Source organism: Streptomyces sp. S.PNR 29 (assembly GCF_030386795.1).
Taxonomy (GTDB): Bacteria; Actinomycetota; Actinomycetes; order Streptomycetales; family Streptomycetaceae; genus Streptomyces.
This window is the reverse complement of the sequence record NZ_JANUQM010000001.1, coordinates 342,958-364,902: the sequence shown is the minus strand read 5'-3', so window position 1 is coordinate 364,902 and position 21,945 is coordinate 342,958. Positions and strand designations below refer to the sequence as shown.

Below are 21,945 nucleotides of genomic sequence, written 5' to 3'. Positions count from 1 at the left end.
GCCGTACAGGTCCTGTTGCGTCTGCCGTGAGCGGCCCCTGCGAGGATGGGACGGTGACTGTCGCACCCGGAACCCTCGTCCTCGCCGGCACCCCGATCGGTGACCTCGCCGACGCCCCGCCCCGCCTCGCCGAGGAGCTGGCCGGGGCCGACGTCGTCGCCGCCGAGGACACCCGGCGGCTGCGGCGGCTGACCCAGGCCCTCGGCGTCACCCCCAAGGGGCGGGTGGTGTCGTACTTCGAGGGCAACGAGTCCGCCCGTACGCCCGAACTGGTCGAGGAACTCGTGAGCGGTGCGCGTGTGCTGCTTGTCACCGACGCCGGGATGCCGTCGGTGTCCGACCCCGGCTACCGGCTGGTCGCCGCCGCCGTCGAGCAGGGCGTCCGCGTCACCGCCGTACCCGGCCCGTCCGCCGTCCTCACCGCGCTCGCCCTGTCCGGGCTGCCCGTCGGCCGGTTCTGCTTCGAGGGGTTCCTGCCGCGCAAGGCGGGGGAGCGGCTCACCCGGCTCAAGGAGGTGGCCGAGGAGCGGCGCACGCTCGTCTACTTCGAGGCACCGCACCGGCTCGACGACACCCTCGCCGCCATGGCCGAGGTGTTCGGCGCCGAGCGGCGGGCCGCCGTGTGCCGTGAGCTGACCAAGACGTACGAGGAGGTCAGGCGCGGCGGGCTGGGCGAGCTGGCCGCGTGGGCGGCGGACGGCGTGCGCGGGGAGATCACCGTCGTCGTCGAGGGGGCGCCGGAGAAGGGCCCCGAGGAGGTCGACGCCGCCGAGCTGGTGCGCCGGGTGCGGGTACGCGAGGAGGCCGGGGAGCGCCGCAAGGAGGCCATCGCCGCTGTGGCGGCCGAGGCTGGAGTGCCGAAACGGGAGGTGTTCGACGCGGTGGTCGCCGCGAAGAACGCCGGTCACGTGTGACGGCTCACAGAGGCGCGAAAGGCCCTCTGAGCAGGGCGCATCTCCTCTGAGCGCGCGCCCCAACGGCGGGCAAACGGCGCCAGGGGAATGCAAAGCTCCGACCGCGTCAACCGGGCGGTTCGGCAAGGACGCCCAAAATCGGCGCCAACACTCGACAGGCCTGCTGCGTTCACGTCGGCCAAGGAGTCCACTGGGGGACGGGACGCACCGTTTCCTCCAGCGGACCTCAGGAGCTGGCATGAGTGAGATCGCAGGGCAGACCGGACTTCGCGCCGGAGCCACCGCCGTCGTCCACGAGTCGTATTCCTTCGCCTGCATGCAATGCGGGCACGGCTGGGAACAGTCGTACGAGATAGAGCACCACACGGACGCCCGGGGCCAGGAGTTCGTGCTCTACGTGGCGGACGGCCAGGTCGTGCCCTCACCGCTGAGCCGGCCGACGTGCCCCAACTGCGACAACCACGTCGTACGGATCATGCGGCCGGGACGGGTCGCCTCCGCGCGCGACGCGGCGCACCGGCACGACCGCGTGCCGCCCGCCGGGCCGGCCAGGGCGCCGAAGCCGCAGGCCGAGGCGGACGCGGAGGCGGGCAAGCCGGCGGAGCCGCAGGAGCACCACCACTGGCACCTGTCCGACCTGCTGCACCCGTTCCAGCGCAAGGCGAGCTGACCGCTCCCGGAACCGCCCCGGAACCGAGGGCATGCCCCTTTCGTAGGATCGGGGCATGCCTTCGAACGCCCCGTCCGACAAGAACGCGGCGCCGCCGCTCCCGGAACCCCTCCGGGTGCCGGTCGCCGACTCGCACACCCACCTCGACATGCAGTCCGGCACCGTCGAGGAGGGCCTCGCCAAGGCGGCGTCGGTCGGCGTGACGACGGTCGTGCAGGTCGGCTGCGACATCAACGGCTCACGCTGGGCGGCCGAGACGGCGGCGGCGTACGAGAACGTCCACGCGACCGTCGCCCTGCACCCGAACGAGGCGCCCCGCATCGTGCTCGGCGACCCCGACGGCTGGTCCCGGCAGGGCGCGCGCGAGCCCGGCGGGGAGGCGGGGCTGGACGAGGAGCTCGCCGAGATCGACCGGCTGGCCGCACTGCCCCAGGTGAAGGGCGTCGGCGAGACCGGCCTGGACTACTTCCGCACCGGGCCCGAGGGCAAGGAGGCGCAGGAGAGGTCCTTCCGCGCCCACATCGAGATCGCCAAGCGGCACGGCAAGGCCCTGGTCATCCACGACCGCGACGCCCACGCCGACGTGCTGCGCGTCCTGAAGGAGGAGGGCGCGCCCGAACGGACCGTCTTCCACTGCTACTCCGGCGACGCGGAGATGGCGGAGATCTGCGCGAGCGCCGGCTACTACATGTCCTTCGCCGGCAACGTCACCTTCAAGAACGCCCAGAACCTGCGTGACGCCCTCGCGGTGGCCCCGCTGGAGCTGGTCCTGGTGGAGACCGACGCGCCCTTCCTGACGCCGGTGCCCTACCGCGGACGGCCCAACGCCCCCTACCTCGTCCCCGTCACGGTGCGTGCCATGGCCGCCGTGCGCGGCATCGACGAGGACACGCTGGCCACGGCCCTCGCCGCCAACACGGCACATGCCTTCGGCTACTGACACCTCACCCGCCGTAGTCGCGTCGCTTTGGAGAGTGACGCCCGCTCCGCTAGGTTCTGGGGGCCCGATCGGACCCCTCTGGCCCTCTGGAGCGTGTCGGCGTGAGCAACCCGCAGTACGAGACGTATGTGCCGCCGGCCTACGGCGGCTCCCGCGCCGCGCCCGGTGACCCGTACAGGGCCCAGCCGCCGGGGCACGAGGTGTACGGGACGTACGAGGCGCAGGGCATGCCGTACGAGGACACGTACCGGCCCGCCTACGAGACACCCGTGCCGTCCCCGCGCAGCGGAGGGGGCCGGCGGGCCGCCCATCGGCGCCGGGCCCGGTACACCGAGCGCGCGGACGCCGGATCCGTACGGCGGCTGCTGCCGCAGGCGCTGGTCGTCGCGTTCCTCGCGGGCGGCACGACCGCGTTCGTCGCCAAGGACAAGGCGATCGAGCTGAGCGTCGACGGCAGGCAGCGGACCCTGCACACCTTCGCCGACGACGTCACCGAACTGCTCAGGGAGGAGGGCGTCGAGGTGGGGGCGCACGACACGGTGGCTCCCGCCCCCGGCGCGGCGCTCACCAGCGGCGACGAGGTCGCCGTCCGCTACGGGCGCCCCGTGCGGCTCACCCTCGACGGTCACCGGCGCGAGGTGTGGACGACGGCGCGCACGGTCGGCGGGGCGCTGAGGCAGCTGGGGGTGCGTGCGGAGGGCGCGTACGTGTCCACCTCGCGCTCCCGGCGCATCGGGCGTGAGGGGCTCGCGCTGGATGTGCGCACCGAGCGCGCGGTGACGGTCATGGCGGACGGCCGGGCCCGCACCGTCCGCACCAACGCGGCGACCGTCCGCGAGGCCGTCGAGGAGGCCGGCATCACCCTGCGCGGCCAGGACACCACCTCCGTCCCTCCGGGCAGCTTCCCGCGTGACGGGCAGACCGTCACGGTGCTGCGGATCACCGACACCAGGGAGATCCGCGAGGAGCCGGTCCCGTTCCACGTGCGGCGCACCCAGGACCCCGCCCTCTTCCAGGGCACGGAAGTCGTCGAACAGGCGGGACAGCCCGGGCTGCGACGCACCACGTACTCCCTGCGCACCGTCAACGGCGTCCGGCAGAAGCCCCGCCGGATCAGGTCGGAGATCGTCCGCGAGCCCCGCCCGCAGCTGGTGAGCGTCGGCACCAAGCCCCGCCCGAGATCGGTACAGGGCGCCGACCACCTCGACTGGCAGGCCCTCGCGGCCTGCGAGTCCGGCGGCCGCCCCGACGCGGTGGACTCCTCCGGCACGTACGGCGGCCTGTACCAGTTCGACACCCGGACCTGGCACAACCTCGGCGGCACCGGCCGCCCCCAGGACGCACCGGCGGCGGAACAGACGTACAGGGCGAAGAAGCTGTACGTACGGCAGGGGGCCAGTCCCTGGCCGCATTGTGGGGGGCGGCTGCACGGGTAGGCGCACGGCGACCCGTGGGCGAGGCCGGCCGCAACGGACGCCGCCCCGCACCCCCGTACCCTTGTCCCCGTGACCAGCCCCGCCCCCGACGCCCTCCTCGGCCCCGCCGACGTCCGCGAACTCGCGGCAGCCCTCGGCGTACGCCCCACCAAACAACGCGGCCAGAACTTCGTGATCGACGCGAACACCGTCCGCCGTATCGTCCGCACCGCCGGCGTCCGCCCCGACGACGTCGTGGTCGAGGTGGGCCCGGGCCTTGGCTCGCTCACCCTGGCCCTGCTGGAGGTCGCCGACCGCGTCACGGCCGTGGAGATCGACGACGTCCTCGCGGCGGCCCTCCCCGCCACCATCGCCGCCCGCATGCCCGCCCGCGCCGACCGCTTCGCGCTGGTCCACTCCGACGCGCTGCACGTCACCGAGCTGCCGGGCCCCGCCCCGACCGCGCTGGTCGCCAACCTCCCCTACAACGTCGCCGTCCCCGTCCTCCTGCACATGCTCGACACCTTCCCGAGCATCGAGCGCACCCTCGTCATGGTCCAGTCGGAGGTCGCCGACCGCCTCGCCGCCGCCCCCGGCTCGAAGGTGTACGGCGTCCCGTCCGTCAAGGCGAACTGGTACGCCGAGGTCAAACGGGCCGGCGCCATCGGCCGCACCGTCTTCTGGCCCGCGCCGAACGTCGACAGCGGGCTCGTCTCCCTGGTCCGCCGCAGCGAACCGGTCAAGACCACCGCCTCGAAGGCCGAGGTCTTCGCCGTGATCGACGCGGCCTTCGCCCAGCGCCGCAAGACCCTGCGGGCGGCGCTCGCCGGCTGGGCCGGGTCCGCGGCGGCGGCCGAGGCGGCCCTCGTCGCCGCCGGGGTGTCGCCGCAGGCACGTGGGGAGGCTCTCACCGTCGAGGAGTTCGCCCGCATCGCCGAACACAAGGAGCCCGGTCAGTGAGCGTGACGGTTCGTGTCCCCGCCAAGGTCAACGTCCAGCTGGCGGTGGGCGCCGCCCGCCCCGACGGCTACCACGACCTGGCCAACGTCTTCCTCGCCGTCGGCCTGTACGACGAGGTCACCGTCACCCCGGCCGACGAACTGCGCATCACCTGCGAGGGCCCGGGCGCCGAGCAGGTCCCCCTGGACCGTACGAACCTGGCGGCCCGCGCGGCTCTTGTGCTCGCGGACCGTCACGGCCTCGACCCCGCCGTTCACATCCACATCGCCAAGGACATCCCGGTCGCCGGCGGCATGGCGGGCGGCAGCGCGGACGGCGCGGGCGCCCTGGTGGCGTGCGACGCGCTGTGGGGCACCCGGGCCTCCCGCGAGGAACTCCTGGACATCTGCGCCGAGTTGGGCAGCGATGTGCCGTTCAGCCTGGTCGGCGGGGCGGCCCTCGGCACCGGACGCGGCGAGAAGCTGACGGCGCTGGAGGTGGGCGGCACCTTCCACTGGGTGTTCGCGATGGCCGCCCGCGGGCTGTCCACACCGGCCGTCTTCCGCGAGTTCGACCGCCTCGGGGAGGGCCGGGACATCCCCGAGCCCGCCGCCTCCCAGCCGCTGCTGGACGCCCTCGCGAAGGGCGACCCCGACGCGCTCGCCGCCGCCGTCTCCAACGACCTCCAGCCCGCCGCCCTCTCCCTCTACCCGGAGCTCGCCGACACCCTCGCCGCCGGCCGCGCCGCCGGCGCCCTCACCGCCCTGGTCTCGGGCTCCGGCCCGACCACGGCGTTCCTCACCCGGGACGCGGAGTCGGCGGCGAAGGTGGCCGAGGCGCTGCGGACGTCGGGCACGTGCCGCACGGCCCGTACGGCGCCCGCCCCCGCGCCGGGCGCGACGGTGCTCGGCGCTTAGGGGCCCTCTCACCATGAGCGTCCGATCAGGCCGCGCGACCCGGACGGGCATGGTGAAAGGACCCCTTAACCGGGTGCGGAGGCCGGTTCCCTCCGCCTAGGCTCCCCCGGTCGGTTCGCCGGGGGACGGAGGCACAGGCGTGGAGGCACTGGTCGAGGCCGTGCGGTGCGGGGACGTGGATGAGGTCAGGGCGCTGCTGGCCGCCGGGGCCGACCCCGACACGCTCGACGGCCCCGACGGCGTCCCGCTGCTCTGCCTGGCGGTGGCGGCGTACGACGAACCCCTCGCCGAAGCGCTGCTGGAGGCCGGCGCCGACCCCCTGCGCCGGCTGCCCGACGGGACCACCCCGCTGCTGCGGGCGGTGGACAGCGGGTCGCATGTCCTGACCGAGGCGCTCGTCCGCCACCGGACGCCGCTCCCGGCGCCCGAACGCGCGGAGCTGCTGACCCGGGCCCGGCACTGGACGGAGGCGGGCGCTCAGGCGGAGCTGCGCCGCAGGACCGGACGCGCGGGGCCGGTCGAGCGGATCCGGGTCGAGGACGGCGAGGTCGGCTGGTGGTGCGAGCAGCTGACGCTCGGCGGGCTGACCGTGCGCGACGGGCACGGGGCGGTGCTCACCGCCATGGAGGCCCGCTACGCGGTCCGGACCCCCTTCGACGAACTGGTCGCGCGCGCCGTCGCCCACCCCGACCGGGACCACGTCGTGTGGTCGGAGGTCGTGTTCACGCTCGGCCGCCGGCTCGACGAGGAGACCTGGGAGTGGACCAGGGACCTGCTCAACCACCCCGACCGTCTGCACCGCCTCCTCGCCGCCGACGTGCTGCTGTTCCTGGTCCTCGGGGACTTCGTCACGGGACGCGACCCGTTCTGGGACCGGGGGAGGGATCTCGTGCCCTGGGCCGAGCAGGAGGAGGACCCCGAGGTGCTGGCGGTCATCCTGCAGGCGATGACCCACGACCACGCCCCCGAGATCGAGGCGGTCGGCCTGTCGTACCTCACGCATCCGGACCCGAGGGTGCGCGCCCTGGTGCCGGACACCCTGTGGCAGTCCGACGACGGCCGGTCCCTGACCGCCGTGCTCACCCTGGCCCGCGATCCGGACCCCGGCGTACGCCAGGCGACGTGCCACTGGCTCGCCCACCACCGGGGGCGCGAGCCGGAGGTCGGCGACGCGCTGGTCGCGCTCACGCACGACGAACGGCAGTGGACCCGGGTCTGCGCCGTGTCCGGACTGGCCGTGCGGGACGACCCGCGCTGCGTGGAGGCCGAGCACCGGATCGGCCCCGTCGGCGAGGACCTGCGGGACGACGAGAGGCTGTTCGACGTGTGGCGGTACCAGCAGCGCCGGAAGGCGGCCGAGGGCGGCTGACGGCCGCGACCGGCGTCCTGCCGCGCCCGACTACCCTGGAGGGTCGATCCATCCCCGTGGCAGGAGAGAAATGGCCGTCAACCTGGTCAATGTCGAGAACGTCAGCAAGGTGTACGGCACCCGTGCCCTCCTCGACGGCATCTCCCTCGGCGTCTCCGAAGGGGACCGCATCGGCGTCGTCGGGCGCAACGGCGACGGCAAGACCACGCTGATCCGGATGCTGGCCCGGCTGGAGGAGGCCGACACCGGGCGGGTCACCCACTCCGGCGGGCTGCGGCTCGGCGTGCTCACCCAGCACGACTCCCTCGACCCGGAGGCCACCGTCCGCCACGAGGTCATCCGGGACATGGCCGACCACGAGTGGGCCGGCAACGCCAAGATCAGGGACGTACTGACCGGGCTGTTCGGCGGCCTTGACCTGCCCGGGTTCCCGCAGGGCCTCGACACCGTCATCGGACCGCTCTCCGGCGGTGAGCGGCGCCGTATCGCGCTGGCCAAGCTGCTCATCGAGGAGCAGGACCTGATCGTCCTCGACGAGCCCACCAACCACCTCGACGTCGAGGGCATCTCCTGGCTGGCCCGGCACCTGCGCGAGCGGCGCTCCGCGCTGGTGTGCGTCACCCACGACCGGTGGTTCCTCGACCAGGTCTGCACCCGCATGTGGGACGTGCAGCGCGGGGCCGTGTACGAGTACGAGGGCGGCTACTCCGACTACGTCTTCGCCCGCGCCGAGCGCGAGCGCATCGCGGCCACCGAGGAGGCCAAGCGGCAGAACCTGGTCCGCAAGGAGCTGGCGTGGCTGCGGCGCGGGGCGCCCGCGCGTACGTCCAAGCCGCGTTTCCGCGTCGAGGCCGCCAACGAGCTCATCAAGGACGTACCGCCGCCCCGGGACAGCAGCGAGCTGATGAAGTTCGCCTCCTCCCGGCTCGGCAAGACCGTCTTCGACCTGGAGGACGTCACCGTCCAGGCCGGGCCCAAGGTGCTGCTCAAGCACGTGACCTGGCAGCTCGGCCCCGGAGACCGGATCGGCCTCGTCGGCGTCAACGGCGCAGGCAAGACCTCGCTTCTGCGGGCGCTCGCCGACGCCGCGTACAGCGAGGGCGAGCGGCAGCCGGCCGGCGGCCGTGTCCGGGTCGGCAGGACCGTCAAACTCGCCTACCTCTCCCAGGAGGTCGACGAGCTCGACCCGAACTGGCGTGTGCTGGAGGCCGTGCAGCAGGTGCGGGAGCGCGTCGACCTGGGCAAGGGGCGCGAGATGACCGCCGGTCAGCTGTGCGAGACCTTCGGGTTCGGCAAGGAGAAGCAGTGGACCCCGGTGGGGGATCTGTCGGGTGGTGAACGGCGCAGGCTCCAGCTGCTCCGTCTCCTCATGGACGAGCCCAACGTCCTCTTCCTCGACGAGCCCACCAACGACCTCGACATCGAGACGCTCACCCAGCTGGAGGACCTGCTCGACGGCTGGCCCGGATCGATGATCGTCATCTCCCACGACCGGTTCTTCATCGAGCGCACCACGGACCGGGTGTTCGCCCTCCTCGGCGACGGCACGCTGCGGATGCTGCCGCGCGGCATCGACGAGTACCTGGAGCGGCGCAGGCGGATGGAGGAGGCGGTCGCGGCCACGGCCCCGGTCGCCGCGGAACGGCCCGCTGCGGAGAAGCCCGAGAAGAGCGCCGCCGACCAGCGCGCCGCCAAGAAGGAACTGCAGAAGATCGAGCGGCAACTGGACAAGGTCTCCGAGAAGGAGACCAAGCTGCACGCCCAAATCGCCGAGAACGCCACCGACTTCGCAAAGGTCGCCGAACTCGACGCCGAACTGAGGGAGTTGGCCGGGCAGCGAGAGGAACTGGAGCTGCGGTGGCTGGAACTCGCCGAGGACGCGTGAAGGGTGCGTGAAGGGTCATAACAGGGGCATCACGGGCCGGTCCTCCCTTGGGAACAGGGGTGGAACCGGCCCGGTCGTTGTCGGTCCCGAGTGATAGAAAGAGCCGTCCGAGACCTTTCCGAGTACGACTCTGAGTCCGTTGTGTACCTCAGGGCGTGGCTAGAAATCAGTGATCGAACGGGGGAAACCGCTGATGACCCAGCCGCCCAACCAGCCACCGCACGGGAGCTTCGGCGCGCCGCAGGACCAGCCACCGCAGGGCGGTTTCGGAGCACCGCAGACCCCGCCGCCCCCGCAGGGCCCGCCCCAGCCGGGGTACGGCTACCCCCAGCAGCCGGGACCGTACGGCCAGCCCCAGCAGCCGGGACCGTATGGCCAGCCCCAGCAGCCAGGCCCGTACGGCCAGCCCGGCCCGTACGGCCAGCCCCAGCAGCCGGGGCCGTACGGCCGGCCCGGCTACGGGTACCCGCCCCAGCCGCAGTACCCCGGCGCGCCCGGTACCCCGCCGCCCGGCTCCGGCTCCCGCAATCCCTTCAAGGGCAAGCCGGCTCTCGCGATCGGCGCCGCGGTGGCGGCGCTGCTCGTCATCGGCGGCACCGTGTTCGCGGTGACCGCCGGCGGTGACGACGAGGGCGGCGACAAGCCCGTCGCCCAGCAGAGCGGTGACGCCAAGCCCTCCGCCGCCGACTCCCCGGTGAACCCCGGGGACGGCAGCGGTGACGGCGGCGAGGACCCGGACAACCTCAACGAGGGCCGCAAGCCCGGCGAGGCGAAGGTGCTCTGGTACAAGGAGGCGCCCGACGCGCCCGGTTCCGGCGCCGACGCCCCCGGCATGTGGATCACCGACAAGACGGCGGTGAAGGCGGCGTACAAGCAGCTGTTCGCCTACAACGTCGGTGACGGCAACCCGAGCTGGGACCCCATCACCTTCCCGCAGAAGATCTGCGCGGTCACCCCGCAGAAGACGGCCGCCGACAAGGTGATCGTCGCCTACATGAGCGGTTCCAGCGACCGCGCCGAGTGCAACCAGCTGCAGGAGATCGACCTCAACACCGGCAAGAAGGGCTGGAAGCAGCAGGTCGCGGACGGCGCGCTGTTCGACAGCACGCTCCAGATCGACCTGTCCATCACCGGCAAGACGCTGATGGTGGGCCGCTCCCAGTCCGGCACGGCGTACAACGTCGAGACCGGTGACAAGCTGTTCGACAAGAAGAAGTACGGCGCGGCCTGCTTCCCCACCGCCTTCGCGGGCGGTGAGCGGCTGATCGCCGTCTCCTCCTGCGGCGCCGGCGGCACCAACGAGCACGACGAGGTGCAGGAGCTCGACCCGACGACCGGCAAGGCCAAGTGGACCCAGAAGTTCGACAAGGGCTGGAGGGTCGCGCGGACCTACTCCGTGGACCCGCTGGTGGTCTACAGCACCAACGAGGACAAGAAGGCGTGGAACATCTCCACGTTCACCTCCGGCGGCAAGTTCCAGTCCCAGGTGGGCTTCGACGAGGACTTCGCCCCCGAGTGCGACTGGGCCCTCCTCCAGCGTGAGCTGCAGGGCTGCGAGGGCGTCGCCTCCGACGGGACCACGCTGTACCTGCCCACCGAGGCGACGGCCAGTGCCAACGAGATCGTCGCGATCAACCTCGCCGACGGCAAGGAGAAGTGGCGCGTGAAGTCCCCGGCGGACGAGACGATGCTGCCGCTGAAGACCGAGGGCGGCAACCTCATCGCGTACGTGGAACCGTCGTACGACGCGGGCGGCCAGATCGTGTCGATCCCGACGGGCGGCAGCAGCCACAAGCCGACCAAGCTGCTGCAGAACCCCGCGAGCGCCGCGGACGTCGAGAACGGCTTCTTCTCCAAGGCCATCGACTGGGTCGACGGGCGCTTCTACCTCTCGACCACCCGGCTGACCGGCAACGAGGACACGAAGGAGAAGTTGATGCTCGCCTACGGCAAGTGACCTTCACCTTCTTCCCCTCCCCTCTCGTGCCCTTCCCGTTGCCTGTAGTCCCCGCCTCCGAGGTGCTCACGTCATGACCCAGCCGCCGCCCCCGCCGCCCAACCAGCCCCCGCAGGGAGGAGGGTTCGGGCCCCCGCAGGGACCGCCTCCGCAGCCGGGTTACGGCTACCCCCAGGCGCCCCCATCGCCCCAGCAGCCCCAGGCACCGCAGACGCCGCCGCCCCCACCGCCCTCCCAGCAGCCGCAGCCCGGATACGGCTCCCCGCAGCCGCCCCAGCCCCCGCAGCCGGGCTACGGCTACCCGGGCCAGCAGCCGGGCCCGTACGGGCAGCCCCAGCAGCCGGGGTACGGCTATCCGGGCCGGCAGCCGGGCTACGGCTACCCGCAGTCGACCATGCCGCTGCAGCCGCAGGCGGGCGGGCCGGGCGGCGGCCGGAAGTTCAACGCGCAGATGGCCATCATCGTGTCGGCCGTCGTGGCGATCGCCCTGATCATCGGCGGCGGCGTGTGGTACGCGTCCTCCTCCGGCAAGGACGACGGCAAGAACAACACGGCGGGCTCCAGCGGCGGCACCGGCGGCGGGGACGACAAGGGCGGCACCGGCGGCACGTCCTCCGGCGGCAAGGAGAAGGCGCCCGCCGACCCCAGCGCCAAGGTGCTCTTCCAGGTCCCGGCGCCCGAGGTGAAGAAGGACATCAACAGCGTCGTCGTCTCCGGCTCGTGGCTCACCGACAAGGCGTACGTCAAGAGCGGCCTCGCCCAGATCGTCGGCTACGACCCCGACAAGGGCACCAAGCTGTGGACGATCCCGCTGCCCGGCCCGGTCTGCCAGGCCAGCCGCCACGTCACCGCCGACAACAAGACCGCCATCGCCTTCCAGCCCGCGATGCCGACCAAGGCCGAGCCCTCGCACGGCTGCACCCAGATCGCCGCGATCGACCTCGACGCGGGGAAGAAGCTGTGGACGAGGACGGCCAAGTCCGGTGACCAGCCGGTCTCCTTCGACAACGTCACGGTCAGCGGGAACACCGTCGCGGCCGGCAGCACCAGCGGCGGCGCCGCCTTCGACATGTCCGGCAAGCAGCTGTGGGCCCCGAAGCCGGCCGACACCTGCTACGACGCCGGATACGGCGGCGGCGAGAAGCTGGTGGCGGTGCGCAAGTGCGGCTCCTACGACCAGCGCCAGCTGCACATCCAGACCATCGACCCGAAGTCCGGGAAGGTGATCTCGGAGTACAAGATGACCGGGGGTATCGAGTACGCCGCCATCGTGTCGACCAACCCGCTGGTCGTGGCCGCCGACGTCGGCGACAGCGCGGGCGACGGCAGTGGCATCTCGGACTTCTTCTCCATCGACAACAGGACCGGCAAGCTGCGCACCCGTATCTCCGCGCCGGGCGACAAGTTCGCGGCCCGCTGCGACGGCATCACCAAGGTCGAGCAGTGCTCCGGGCTGGCGGTCGGCAACGACCGGCTGTACATCCCGACGGAGGAACACGACGGCACGGGCGAGTACAGCCAGACCAATGAGATCGTCGCCTTCGACCTCACCACCGGCAAGGAGACCGGCCAGCGCGCCGACGCGGGCGACGGCTACACGATCAGCCCGCTGCGCATGGACGGCGGCAACGTCATCGCGTACAAGCGCCCGCCCTACGACAAGGGCGGCCAGATCGTGAGCATCGACGGCGGCTCCTTCAAGGAGACCAAGCTGCTGGAGAACCCGGCCACGGACGCGGTGCGCGACGCGGAGACCAGCATGTCCCCCGACTTCTCCGAACTCCTCTACGCACAGGGCCACCTGTACATGTCGCAGGTGTACGCCGGCCGTCCGTCGAGCCCGGACGACAAGGAGTACCTGGCGGTCGCGTTCGGCACGAGCGGCTGACGACAGGTCTTTCGGCCACGGCCCCGCCCCTGCTCAGGGGCGGGGCCGTTCACTTATCGCGCATCACCCCCGTATGACTCGCGAATGCGCGGAATTTCGGCGATCCGGGGCACTTCTCGCCGGTAGGGGGAGCGCAACGTCGAACAAGCGTGTAGCTTCCGGGGGCATGAAGAGCGGGGGAGCCGGGAGGGGGCTTCCGTCCGCGCGGACCAGTGGGCATCCATAGAGGGGCATCCACCGGGGTGCATGGGGGTCCATTGGGGGGACTGGGGGGTTTTGCTCGATGGGAGTGCGGCTCATGGTGGTCGACGACCACCGACTGCTGGCCGAGGCGCTGGCCTCGGCGCTGAAACTGCGGGGGCACCGGGTGCTCGCCGCGGCGGCGCCCGCCGCGGGCGCGGCGGAGCTGGTGATCAGCCGGTCACCGGAGGTGTGTCTGCTGGGGACGGCGACTCCGGCCGAGCCGGGGATGTTCGACCCGGTGGTCAGGATCAAGCGCGAGCGCCCGCAGGTCGCCGTCCTGGTCCTGGGACCGGTACCGAGCCCGCGGGGCATCGCCGCGGCCTTCGCCGCCGGCGCCTCCGGCTACGTACGGCACGACGAGCGCATCGAGGGCGTCGAGCGGGCGATCATGAAGGCCCGGGCGGGGGAGGCGGCGGTGGCCCCCGCACTGCTCCAGGGCGCGTTCAGCGAACTCCTCAACCCGGCGGCCCAACCCGACGACGAGGGCCAGCGCCTGCTGCAGATGCTCACGCCCAGGGAGGTCGAGGTCCTGGTCAGGGTCGCCGACGGCGAGGACACCCGCCTGATCGCCGCCGGCATGGGCATCGCCCCGTCGACGGCACGGACGCATGTCCAGCGCGTCCTGATGAAGCTGGGCGTGGGTTCGAGGCTGGAAGCGGCGGCGCTGGCCGCGCGGACGGGATTGCTGGACCGGGCGGGGGCGCTGCCGCGGGCGGGGACGCCGGAGGAGGAGGCGGGGTCGGGAGGCTGACCAGCGGCATTCCGAGTGTTGGGGTGTGGGCGGTTTTTGGCCGATCGTCTGTCGAGCGAGAGCTCGGCTCACGGAATGCTCAAGGGATACGCACAGGTAATGCCCCGTCGTCATGGCCTTCCACCTGTCGGGCCGGTGAACCCCGTGGCTCTTTCACGCCATGCCGCTCCGGGCGCCAAGGAAACCCTCTGTCTAAATCGAACAACTGTGCGTAAGGTGATCGTCGCGCCCGGCGGAGCTGACCACTCCATCGCCGTGAGTGTCAACCGGTGACCGGGGGGACGCCGTCGCCGTAGGGAGGGCCTCTCCTCAGCTACTTCCGACGGGCACCCCCGTCCTCCTTCCTTTGTGACGAGGGGATACCTTCTTGCGCCCAAAACCAGGGCCCTTCCTGCCCAGAACCCGCTTCGTGCCCAGATCGGGCAGACTCCGGTTCCTGACCTCTGTCGTCACGTCCACGGCGGTGGCCGTGGCGGTACTGGCAGGCCTGGCCGTCCAGCCCGACGTACTGGGTCGGCCCACCGACACGGAGACCGCCCCGGCGAGCGACTCGTACGACTGGTTCGAGGAGACGGCCGCCGAGCAGTTGCGTCGGGACCAGTGCCTGATGGCCGACGTACTGCGCCTGGGCGGCGCGTACATGGCCGCGACCGCGCAGGACGGCCTCAACCAGCCACCGGACAAGCTTCACACCCTGGCTGACCGGGAGCACTGGGAGCAGACTCCGCTGGCCGGGGCGTACCAGAAGGACCGGGACGCGGCCGCCAGGGAGCTGGATGCCGTCCACGCCCTTCGAAACGAATGGGCGAAGCCCCTCGACGGGCTGGAAACTCCGGGCGGCTTCACCGTCACGGAATTCCACTGGCCTCCGGGAGGACCGGGTGACACGGAGGAGGACTTTCACAGCCAGACGGGTCTGACCAACTGGATCGCCGACCGCTTCTGGAAGAGCGAGAGCGACTTTTACGAGGACCCCACCCCCAAGGCCGACGACAAGACTTTCAAGGCCATCACCGACCTCGGCACTCCCCTCTACGGTGAGAAGCCGTACGATCCATCCCTTCCATCCGATGAGCGGGCACGGCAGTACAACGAACGTCAGGCATTCGAGTACTTGACGGACGGCTTCCCCCGCGCGAGCGCAGATGACGCCCGCCTGTTTCTGGCATTTGGGGGCTTTCCCCGCTCAGCTCCGCAGCCGGGCACTGCGGAGTACAGGATCGCTGTCGAAGAGCTGAAGACCAGGTACGCGTCATGCGCCTGGCGGGATCCGATCGACCCGAACAAGGTCCTGGGTGGCATAGCCGACACGGCCGCTTCGGAGTGGCAGCAGGAGATCGCCGCACAGGCCACCCAGCGCAACCAGATCCTGAACGCCAGCAAGGACGCCAGCAACGCTCTAGCCGCCGGCGCGAAGGCGTTGGGGAACATGCTGGGGGACTCCTGGGTCGCCGATCATCTGGCCCGCTGGCAGGACTACTGGGCTCCTGGCGGCCTCGGCTGGATCGGTGATTCCCCGGCGGTCATCCAGGTCGAAGCGGCCAAGGGCAAGTGCCTGGACGTGCAGGGCGGCAAGGAGACCGACGGCACCTCGGTGCAGATCTACACCTGCAACGACTCCGCTGCTCAGGAGTGGCAGGTCCAGGGCTATGGCGATGCTTACGTCCTGCTCAATGTCAAAGCCCAGAAGTGCCTTGACGTGCAGAGCAGCAATCCCGCAAACGGCACGAAGATCCAGCTCTGGTCGTGCAATAACAGCAAGGCACAGCAGTGGACGTTCGACGTCCGCGCCGCGGGCGAACTGCGCAACGTCGCCACGGACAAGTGCCTGGACTTGAACAAGTTCGACAACGGCCAGGACTCGTGGCTGTGGGCGTGCAACGGCACCAACCCTCAGAAGTTCCGGGTCGTCCCCAAGGGCCACAAGGGAACGGACAGCCTGTCCTACCCAGACAAGGCGCAGTTCGACAAGGCGAAGAAGGGTCTCGCCGCAGCCCAGGCCCGAGCCAAGAAACAACTCGATGCCCTCAAGGCGCAGTTAGCTGTGGCGCAGAAGGCCGCCACTGCCAGTGACACGGCCGAGCAGGCCGCGTATGCCGTCGCGGACGCGGGCGGCGCCCCGCGTGGCCGGGGCCTGCTGGCCAGCCAGCAGAAGGCGCAGGTCACGAAGGGTGCGGTAGCCGCTCTGGAAGCGCTGGTGAAGGCCGGTGAGACCGCCGAGGCCGCCACCCGCGCGTCCGCCGGTGACAGCGAGACCATCACACAGCGTGCCCTGGCCCAGGCCGCGCAGTCGAAGGCCGAGTTCCGTAAGGCCGCCGCTGCGGCGGCCGAGGCGCAGGCGAAGGCTGCGGCCGACGCGGCCAAGGTGCACCGCGACAACGCCAAGAAGGACAAGGAGACCGCGGAGGCCAAGCTCGCCGAGGCTCTGAAGGCCGAGGGCGACGCGAAGGCTGCCGCCGCCGAGGCCCACGCCGAGCGGCTGGCTGCCGAGGCCGAGGAGAAGACGGCGAAGGCGGAGAAGGAGACCGCCGCCGCCAAGCAGGCCGAGGCAGCGCAGCACCGGAAGAACGCCGAAGCCGAGGCGGACAAGGCGAAGGACGCCAGGGACAAGGCCGAAGCGGCCGAAGGCACGGCGGTCGAGAAGAAGAACGCCGCCGTCGCCGCCCGCGACAATGCGAAGGCCAAGCGCGACGACGCGTGGGAGGCCGAGCAGAAGGCCGACGCCGCCCGCGCCAAGGCCGACGCGAAGGAGGCCTACGCCGAGTCACTGGAGGCCGGGGAGGCAGCCGACGCCGCCCGCGTCGCCGCCACTGAGGCGGACAAGCACGCCGACGACGCCGAGGCAGCCGTCGGCCGGGCCCGCTCCGAGGCCGACGCCGCCACGAAGGCAGCCGCCGACGCGGACGCCGCGGCCACCCGCGCCGAGGCGGCCGCCAAGCGGGCCCGCGCCCACGCGGACGACGCCCAGGCGGCGAAGCTGAAGGCCGATGCCGCGGTGAAGACCGCGACCAGCGCCGCAGCCGACGCCATCAAGGCGTCCGAGCACGCCGCCGCCGAAGCCAAGACGGCGGTCGAGCTGGCCGACGAGGCGGAGAAGCACGCCAAGACCGCCAAGTCCCACGCCGACGAGGCGAACAAGGAGGCCGCCAAGGCCCTGGCGGCATCGGCGAAGGCCGCGGGCTTCGCCCACGTCACCGCCCAGGCCGCCGTGGACGCCGGCAACGCCGCCGCCCAGGTCGCCAAGCCCGCCAACGACGCCGTCCAGCTCGGCTCGCCCTACGTCACCACCGACTCGGCCGCCGGCCTGGTCGTGCTGACCGGCCAGGCGTCCAAGTCGATCGCCGAGCAGCAGAAGGCCGTCGCCGAGGCCCACGCCAAGAACGCCCAGGCAGAGGCCGCCGCCGCCAAGAACCTCGCCGACCAGGCGAAGGGCGACGCCAAGGCCGCCTACCAGCACGCCGCCAACGCCGCCGGCCACGCGTCCGACGCCCGCACCTACGCCAAGGAGGCCCTCGGCTACGCCGCCGACGCCGCCAAGGCCGCCTCACAGGCGCAGGCGTCACTGGCCCGCACGATCGAATACGACCGCCAGGCGGCCGTGGACGCCGAAGCCGCGGACAAGGCGGCCGGACGCGCCGAGGGCTACGCCAAGGACGCCCGCGACTCCGCCGACCAGGCCGCCCTCGACGCCGAAGCCGCCCGCACGGCCGCCTCCCAGGCCGAACAGGCCGCCAAGGACGCCCGCGCGGCGGCCAACCGCGCCGACGCAGCCGCGACCGAGGCCGAGGAAGCGGCCAAGGACGCCCAGAAGTACGCCGACGAGGCACAGGCGGCCGCGGACTCCGCGGAGCGGAAGGAGGCCAACAAGCAGGTCTCGTCCGGCGCGGGCACCGGAATCGGCGGCACGTTCTACGTCGTCGACGAGGACAGCGTCGAGGTCACCGACGCCACGCCCAAGGAGAAGTGCCAGATCGAAAGCGGCTTCGAGGGCTGCACCGTCACGTTCGCGGTCACGTTCGACGCCACGGTCGACTTCTTCCTGTGCACCAACCCCGACGTGCCGGCCACGGCCTCCGGCTGCCCGGCGGACGACACGCTGCTCATCAAGACCGAGCGCTTGAAGGGGCTGAAGAAGGACGTCACCCAGTACTTCAGCAAGCTCGACCTGATCCAGCAGACCGTCGTCTACCGGATCCTGAAGGCGGTTCTGGTCCAGGACTTCCTGGACTGCTGGCACGGCAGCGTCAACGGCTGTGCCTGGGCGGCGAGCAACTTCGTCCCGGGCAAGGTGTTCGTCAAGGTCGCCGACGCGCTCAACGCGCTGGACGCCGCGCTGAAGACCGGCATCGGCGTCGCCGACGCGTACAAAGCACTGAAGAACCTGGACATCGACCCGAGCACGCTGGCCGCCATCGAGCGGCAGGTCAACATCGTCGAGGACGCCCTGACAAGCTGCCGCGTCAACAGCTTCCCGGCGGACACGCCGGTGCTGATGGCAGACGGCACGCGCCGGCCGATCGGATCGGTCCACGAGGGTGACCTGGTCCTCGCGACGGACCCCGAGACCGGGGCCCACGCGGCCCAGCCGGTCACGGACACGTTCCGGCATGCCACGCGTCGGCTCGTCGACGTCTCCTTCGCCGACGGGAGCCGCCTGACCAGCACGGCCGGGCACCGGGTGTACGTGGACGGGCGAGGCTGGACGTTCGTGGCCGACCTGCGGACCGGCGACCGGCTGCGCGGGCCGGACGGCACGCCCCGTGCCGTCCGCACCCTGCGCGACCGGCCGGGGCTGGCGCCGCGCACGGTGTACGACCTGACCGTCGACGGTCTGCACACCTTCTACGTGGCCACGCAGGGCACGACGGGAGCCCCGGCGCGGGACGTCCTGGTCCACAACTGCCTGAACCTGACCCTGCACGAGGGTGACCGCGGGGCCCACACGATCAAGGACCACGTCAAGCCCACTCCGGCGGAGGCACGCGCCAAGGCCCAGCGCGACTGGGAGAAGAACCCGGACACCCACCCCGGTGTGACCGGCGTCTGGGAGAATCTGGACACTGCGCAGGCCGCCGTGGACGATGCGATGGAAAAGTGGCTGACGGGCATGTCCCCGACGCAGAACAAGAAGAACCGGAAGCGGCTGGACAAGTGGATGCTGGAGACCCCGAAGGACTCCGAGAGCCCGACGGACCTCCTCTCGTTCGACGTGAGGCTGGACGACACCAAGTCCCTGGGCACCGTCTACCACCGCGACGGCAGCAGCTGGCCCGCCGAGAACATCGTGTCCATCACGCTGAAGAGGTCCAAGCACTCGCCGGGCTACATGGTCTACACCGCGTACCCCAAGGGCAAGAGACCGTGAGGTGACGGTGCGACGGCAGGACATCTGGGTCGACTTCGGGCTCAGCGGGCTCACCAAGTGGTTCGCCGGCCCCTGGGCCGGCGAGGCCACGGAGGAGGAGATCGTCGCCGGTGCGGCGGACTGGGGGGACGGTGCCTACGCGGCCACGCTCCTTCAGGACGCCCAGCGTCTGCTGGAGTCGCCGGTGCCCACCCCGGTGATCGCCCTCCTGTGGCGGGCGGCGACCGGGCTCCCGTACGACCCGGACGCCGTGCGGCGGGACGAGCGCGCATGGCTGGGCGACATCGTCCGGATCTGCGCCGAACGGATACGCCGCGACGAGCCGTCCTTCACTCCCGTGCCGCCGGAGCCCCCGGTGGACGGGCCGCTGAGGGAGGCGGTCCTGGAGGAGATCCGCCAGGCCGCGCCGGCCGTGCGGGACGCCGTCCGGGCCGGTGGGGCCGAGGTGGTGGACGCGCTGGAGCGGGTGGTCGTGGAGGCCGATCCCGACCTCGGGTTCCGGCTCTTCCTGCGGGTCCTGAAGGCGCACCTGGTTCCGGTCACGGAGTCGCGGTACCAGCGGTATCACGAGCTCGGTGAGCGCTTCGGCTACCACGAGCTCGTCGTCGACGACGGAACGCTGCAATCCGTCCCCGACCCGGACTGACGGACCCGCACTGGCAACGCGGCGCCGCCGCTCGGCCAAAGGGCCCGTACCCCTGTCGCCAGGGGTACGGGCCTTCGCCGTACCCCGGACCACACGCACCCTCACGTCTTGGCCCGGTAAGCCCTCATCGCCAGCGGATAGAACACGAGCGCTATCCCCGCCGCCCAGACCAGCGACCACAGCACCGGCTCCGCCACCGGACCGCCGAGCAGCAGACCGCGGAAGGCGTCGGAGAGATGAGTGACCGGGTTGACGTCACTCCACGCCTGGAGCCAGCCGGGCATGGTGTCCACCCTGACGAACGCGCTGCTGGTGAAGGTGATCGGGAAGATGAGGGTGAAGGCGAACGCCTGCACCTTCTCCGCGTCACCGGCGAGCATCCCGATCAGCACCGCGCTCCACGACACGGCCGCGGCGAACACCACCACCAGCAGGGTGCCGAGCAGGAAGCCGCCGAACCCGCCCGTGACCCGGAAGCCGAGCAGCAGGCCGAGGCCGATCATCAGCAGCAGTGCCCACACATGCTTGGCGAGGTCGGCGGTGATCCGCCCGATGAGCGGGGCGGAGCGGGCTATCGGCAGGCTCCGCAGCCGGTCGAAGACGCCCTTGGTGAGGTCGGTGTTGAGCGCCATGGCCGTGTACATCGTCATGAACAGGGTGTTCTGCACGATGATCCCGGGCAGCGCGTACTTCAGATACGCCTCGGGCGAGCCGGCCATCTGCCCGCCCAGCACATAGGTGAAGAGGAACACGAACATGATCGGCGTGATGCTGTAGTCGACCAGTTCGAGCGGGTTGTGCTTGACCGCGACCAGGCTCCGCCAGGCCATGGTGAAGGTCTGCCGCAGCGCGGCGAGCGGCGGTACGCGGCCCGATGCGGTGACCGGCGCGGTGATGGTGGTGGCGGTCATGGCCCCATCACCGCCTTCCGGCGCTCACCGTCATCGTCCCGGACGGCCGCGCCGCCGTTGCCCTCGGGCTCGCCCGGTTCGGCGCGGTGGCCGGTCAGGGCGAGGAACACCTCGTCCAGCGACGACCGGCGCAGGGCCAGCTCACCCACCGCGATCCCCTCACGATCGAGCGCGCGCACCACGGCCGGCATCAGCTCGGTCTCCTTCACCGGCGCGGTGATCGTCTCGCCCTCGATCTGCGTCTGCGGACCGGCCGCCCGGGCCACCAGCGCGTGCGCCCGCGCCAGGTCCTGCGCCAGCACCGGCCGCAGCTGCAGTACCTGACCGCCGACCTGGGACTTCAGCTGGTCCGGGGTGCCCTCGGCGATCACCCGGCCCTTGTCGATCACCACGATGTCGTCGGCGAGCACATCGGCCTCGTTCAGGTACTGGGTGGTCAGCAGGGCGGTCGCGCCGTCCGCGACCAGGCCGCGCAACAGGTCCCACAGCTCACCGCGGCTGTGCGGGTCCAGGCCGGTGGTCGGTTCGTCGAGGAAGAGGATGCTGGGCCGGCCCACGAGGCTGGCCGCGAGGTCCAGGCGTCTGCGCATGCCTCCGGAGAAGGTCTTCACCGCCCGCCCGGCCGCGTCCGTCAGCTGGAAACGCTCCAGCAGCTCCCGGGCTCTCGCCCTGGCCTCCCGTCGCGGCAGACCGAGCAATCGCCCGATGAGCAGCAGATTCTCCATACCGGTCAGGTTCTCGTCCACGGCCGCGTACTGCCCGGTCAGTCCGACGAGGGCGCGGACGACCCCGGCCTCCCGGACCACGTCGTGGCCGGCCACCTGGGCCCGGCCCGCGTCGGGTCGCAGCAGCGTCGCGAAGATCCGTACCGCCGTCGTCTTCCCCGCGCCGTTGGGGCCCAGCAGCCCGAGGACCGAGCCCCTGCGGGCCCCCAGGTCCACACCGGCCAGTGCCTCGGTGTCCTTGAACCGCTTGACCAGGCCTTCCGCCTCGATCGCGTACGTCATGGTCATCCCCTCGGGGGGTTCGTGGACCCCGGCCGGGCCCACCCTTGTCACAACTGTGACGCACGCCACTGACATTCCCCTCCTGGCTCGATTCCGCCCGCCGAGGACCCGCGTGACGCACCCCACCC

At 71.6% G+C, this 21,945-nt stretch carries 15 protein-coding genes; 13 read left to right on the top strand and 2 right to left on the bottom strand.

Going from position 1 to position 21,945, the window contains the following annotated elements; all coding sequences use genetic code 11:
* Positions 1–53: 53 nt before the first annotated feature.
* The 13 genes from rsmI to NW895_RS01760 all read left to right on the top strand — a co-directional run bounded on the left by rsmI (position 54) and on the right by NW895_RS01760 (position 19,899).
* Positions 54–914 (top strand): 16S rRNA (cytidine(1402)-2'-O)-methyltransferase, encoded by an 861-nt coding sequence (rsmI, locus tag NW895_RS01820; RefSeq protein WP_289933234.1) that lies wholly within the window; start codon positions 54–56, stop codon positions 912–914.
* A 238-nt stretch (positions 915–1,152) separates the two neighbouring features.
* Positions 1,153–1,584, top strand: coding sequence for a hypothetical protein (locus tag NW895_RS01815; RefSeq protein WP_289933232.1), 432 nt, complete (start codon positions 1,153–1,155; stop codon positions 1,582–1,584).
* 55 nt (positions 1,585–1,639) lie between these two features.
* Positions 1,640–2,524: a TatD family hydrolase gene (locus tag NW895_RS01810; protein ID WP_289933229.1), complete on the top strand. Its 885-nt coding sequence runs from the start codon at positions 1,640–1,642 to the stop codon at positions 2,522–2,524.
* A 101-nt stretch (positions 2,525–2,625) separates the two neighbouring features.
* Entirely contained in the window at positions 2,626–3,960 is a 1,335-nt protein-coding gene (locus NW895_RS01805) for a resuscitation-promoting factor (protein ID WP_289933228.1), read from the top strand.
* A gap of 69 nt (positions 3,961–4,029) precedes the next feature.
* Positions 4,030–4,899, top strand: coding sequence for a 16S rRNA (adenine(1518)-N(6)/adenine(1519)-N(6))-dimethyltransferase RsmA (gene rsmA, locus NW895_RS01800; protein ID WP_289933227.1), 870 nt, complete (start codon positions 4,030–4,032; stop codon positions 4,897–4,899).
* A complete protein-coding gene (locus tag NW895_RS01795) occupies positions 4,896–5,795 on the top strand; it encodes a 4-(cytidine 5'-diphospho)-2-C-methyl-D-erythritol kinase (protein WP_289933226.1) in 900 nt (299 codons plus the stop codon). Before rsmA ends, NW895_RS01795 begins: the two co-directional genes overlap by 4 nt.
* Before the next feature lie 139 nt (positions 5,796–5,934).
* Positions 5,935–7,164 (top strand): HEAT repeat domain-containing protein, encoded by a 1,230-nt coding sequence (locus tag NW895_RS01790; protein ID WP_289933225.1) that lies wholly within the window; start codon positions 5,935–5,937, stop codon positions 7,162–7,164.
* Positions 7,165–7,234: 70 nt separating this feature from the next.
* Positions 7,235–9,049 carry an ABC-F family ATP-binding cassette domain-containing protein gene (locus tag NW895_RS01785; protein WP_289933224.1) on the top strand — a complete coding sequence of 605 codons (1,815 nt, stop codon included), beginning with the start codon at positions 7,235–7,237 and terminating at the stop codon, positions 9,047–9,049.
* Between the two features lie 193 nt (positions 9,050–9,242).
* Complete coding sequence (locus NW895_RS01780; protein ID WP_289933223.1) at positions 9,243–11,006, top strand: PQQ-binding-like beta-propeller repeat protein; 1,764 nt, start codon at positions 9,243–9,245, stop codon at positions 11,004–11,006.
* Positions 11,007–11,079: 73 nt separating this feature from the next.
* On the top strand, positions 11,080–12,894 hold the full coding sequence (locus NW895_RS01775) for a PQQ-binding-like beta-propeller repeat protein (protein WP_289933222.1): 1,815 nt from the start codon (positions 11,080–11,082) through the stop codon (positions 12,892–12,894).
* A gap of 283 nt (positions 12,895–13,177) precedes the next feature.
* The gene (locus NW895_RS01770; RefSeq protein ID WP_289933221.1) at positions 13,178–13,888 is read left to right on the top strand and encodes a LuxR C-terminal-related transcriptional regulator; all 711 of its coding nucleotides are present in this window, start codon (positions 13,178–13,180) and stop codon (positions 13,886–13,888) included.
* A 607-nt stretch (positions 13,889–14,495) separates the two neighbouring features.
* Complete coding sequence (locus tag NW895_RS01765) at positions 14,496–19,253, top strand: ricin-type beta-trefoil lectin domain protein (protein ID WP_289933922.1); 4,758 nt, start codon at positions 14,496–14,498, stop codon at positions 19,251–19,253.
* 1 nt (position 19,254) lies between these two features.
* Positions 19,255–19,899, top strand: coding sequence for a hypothetical protein (locus tag NW895_RS01760; protein WP_289933220.1), 645 nt, complete (start codon positions 19,255–19,257; stop codon positions 19,897–19,899).
* A 101-nt stretch (positions 19,900–20,000) separates the two neighbouring features.
* Here NW895_RS01760 and NW895_RS01755 read toward each other — a convergent pair whose 3' ends face one another.
* Together NW895_RS01755 and NW895_RS01750 are read right to left on the bottom strand one after the other, a co-directional pair.
* On the bottom strand, positions 20,001–20,810 hold the full coding sequence (locus NW895_RS01755) for an ABC transporter permease (protein ID WP_289933218.1): 810 nt from the start codon (positions 20,808–20,810) through the stop codon (positions 20,001–20,003).
* On the bottom strand, positions 20,807–21,817 hold the full coding sequence (locus tag NW895_RS01750) for an ATP-binding cassette domain-containing protein (RefSeq protein WP_289933217.1): 1,011 nt from the start codon (positions 21,815–21,817) through the stop codon (positions 20,807–20,809). The genes NW895_RS01755 and NW895_RS01750 overlap by 4 nt, the downstream gene beginning before the upstream one ends.
* Positions 21,818–21,945: the final 128 nt, after the last annotated feature.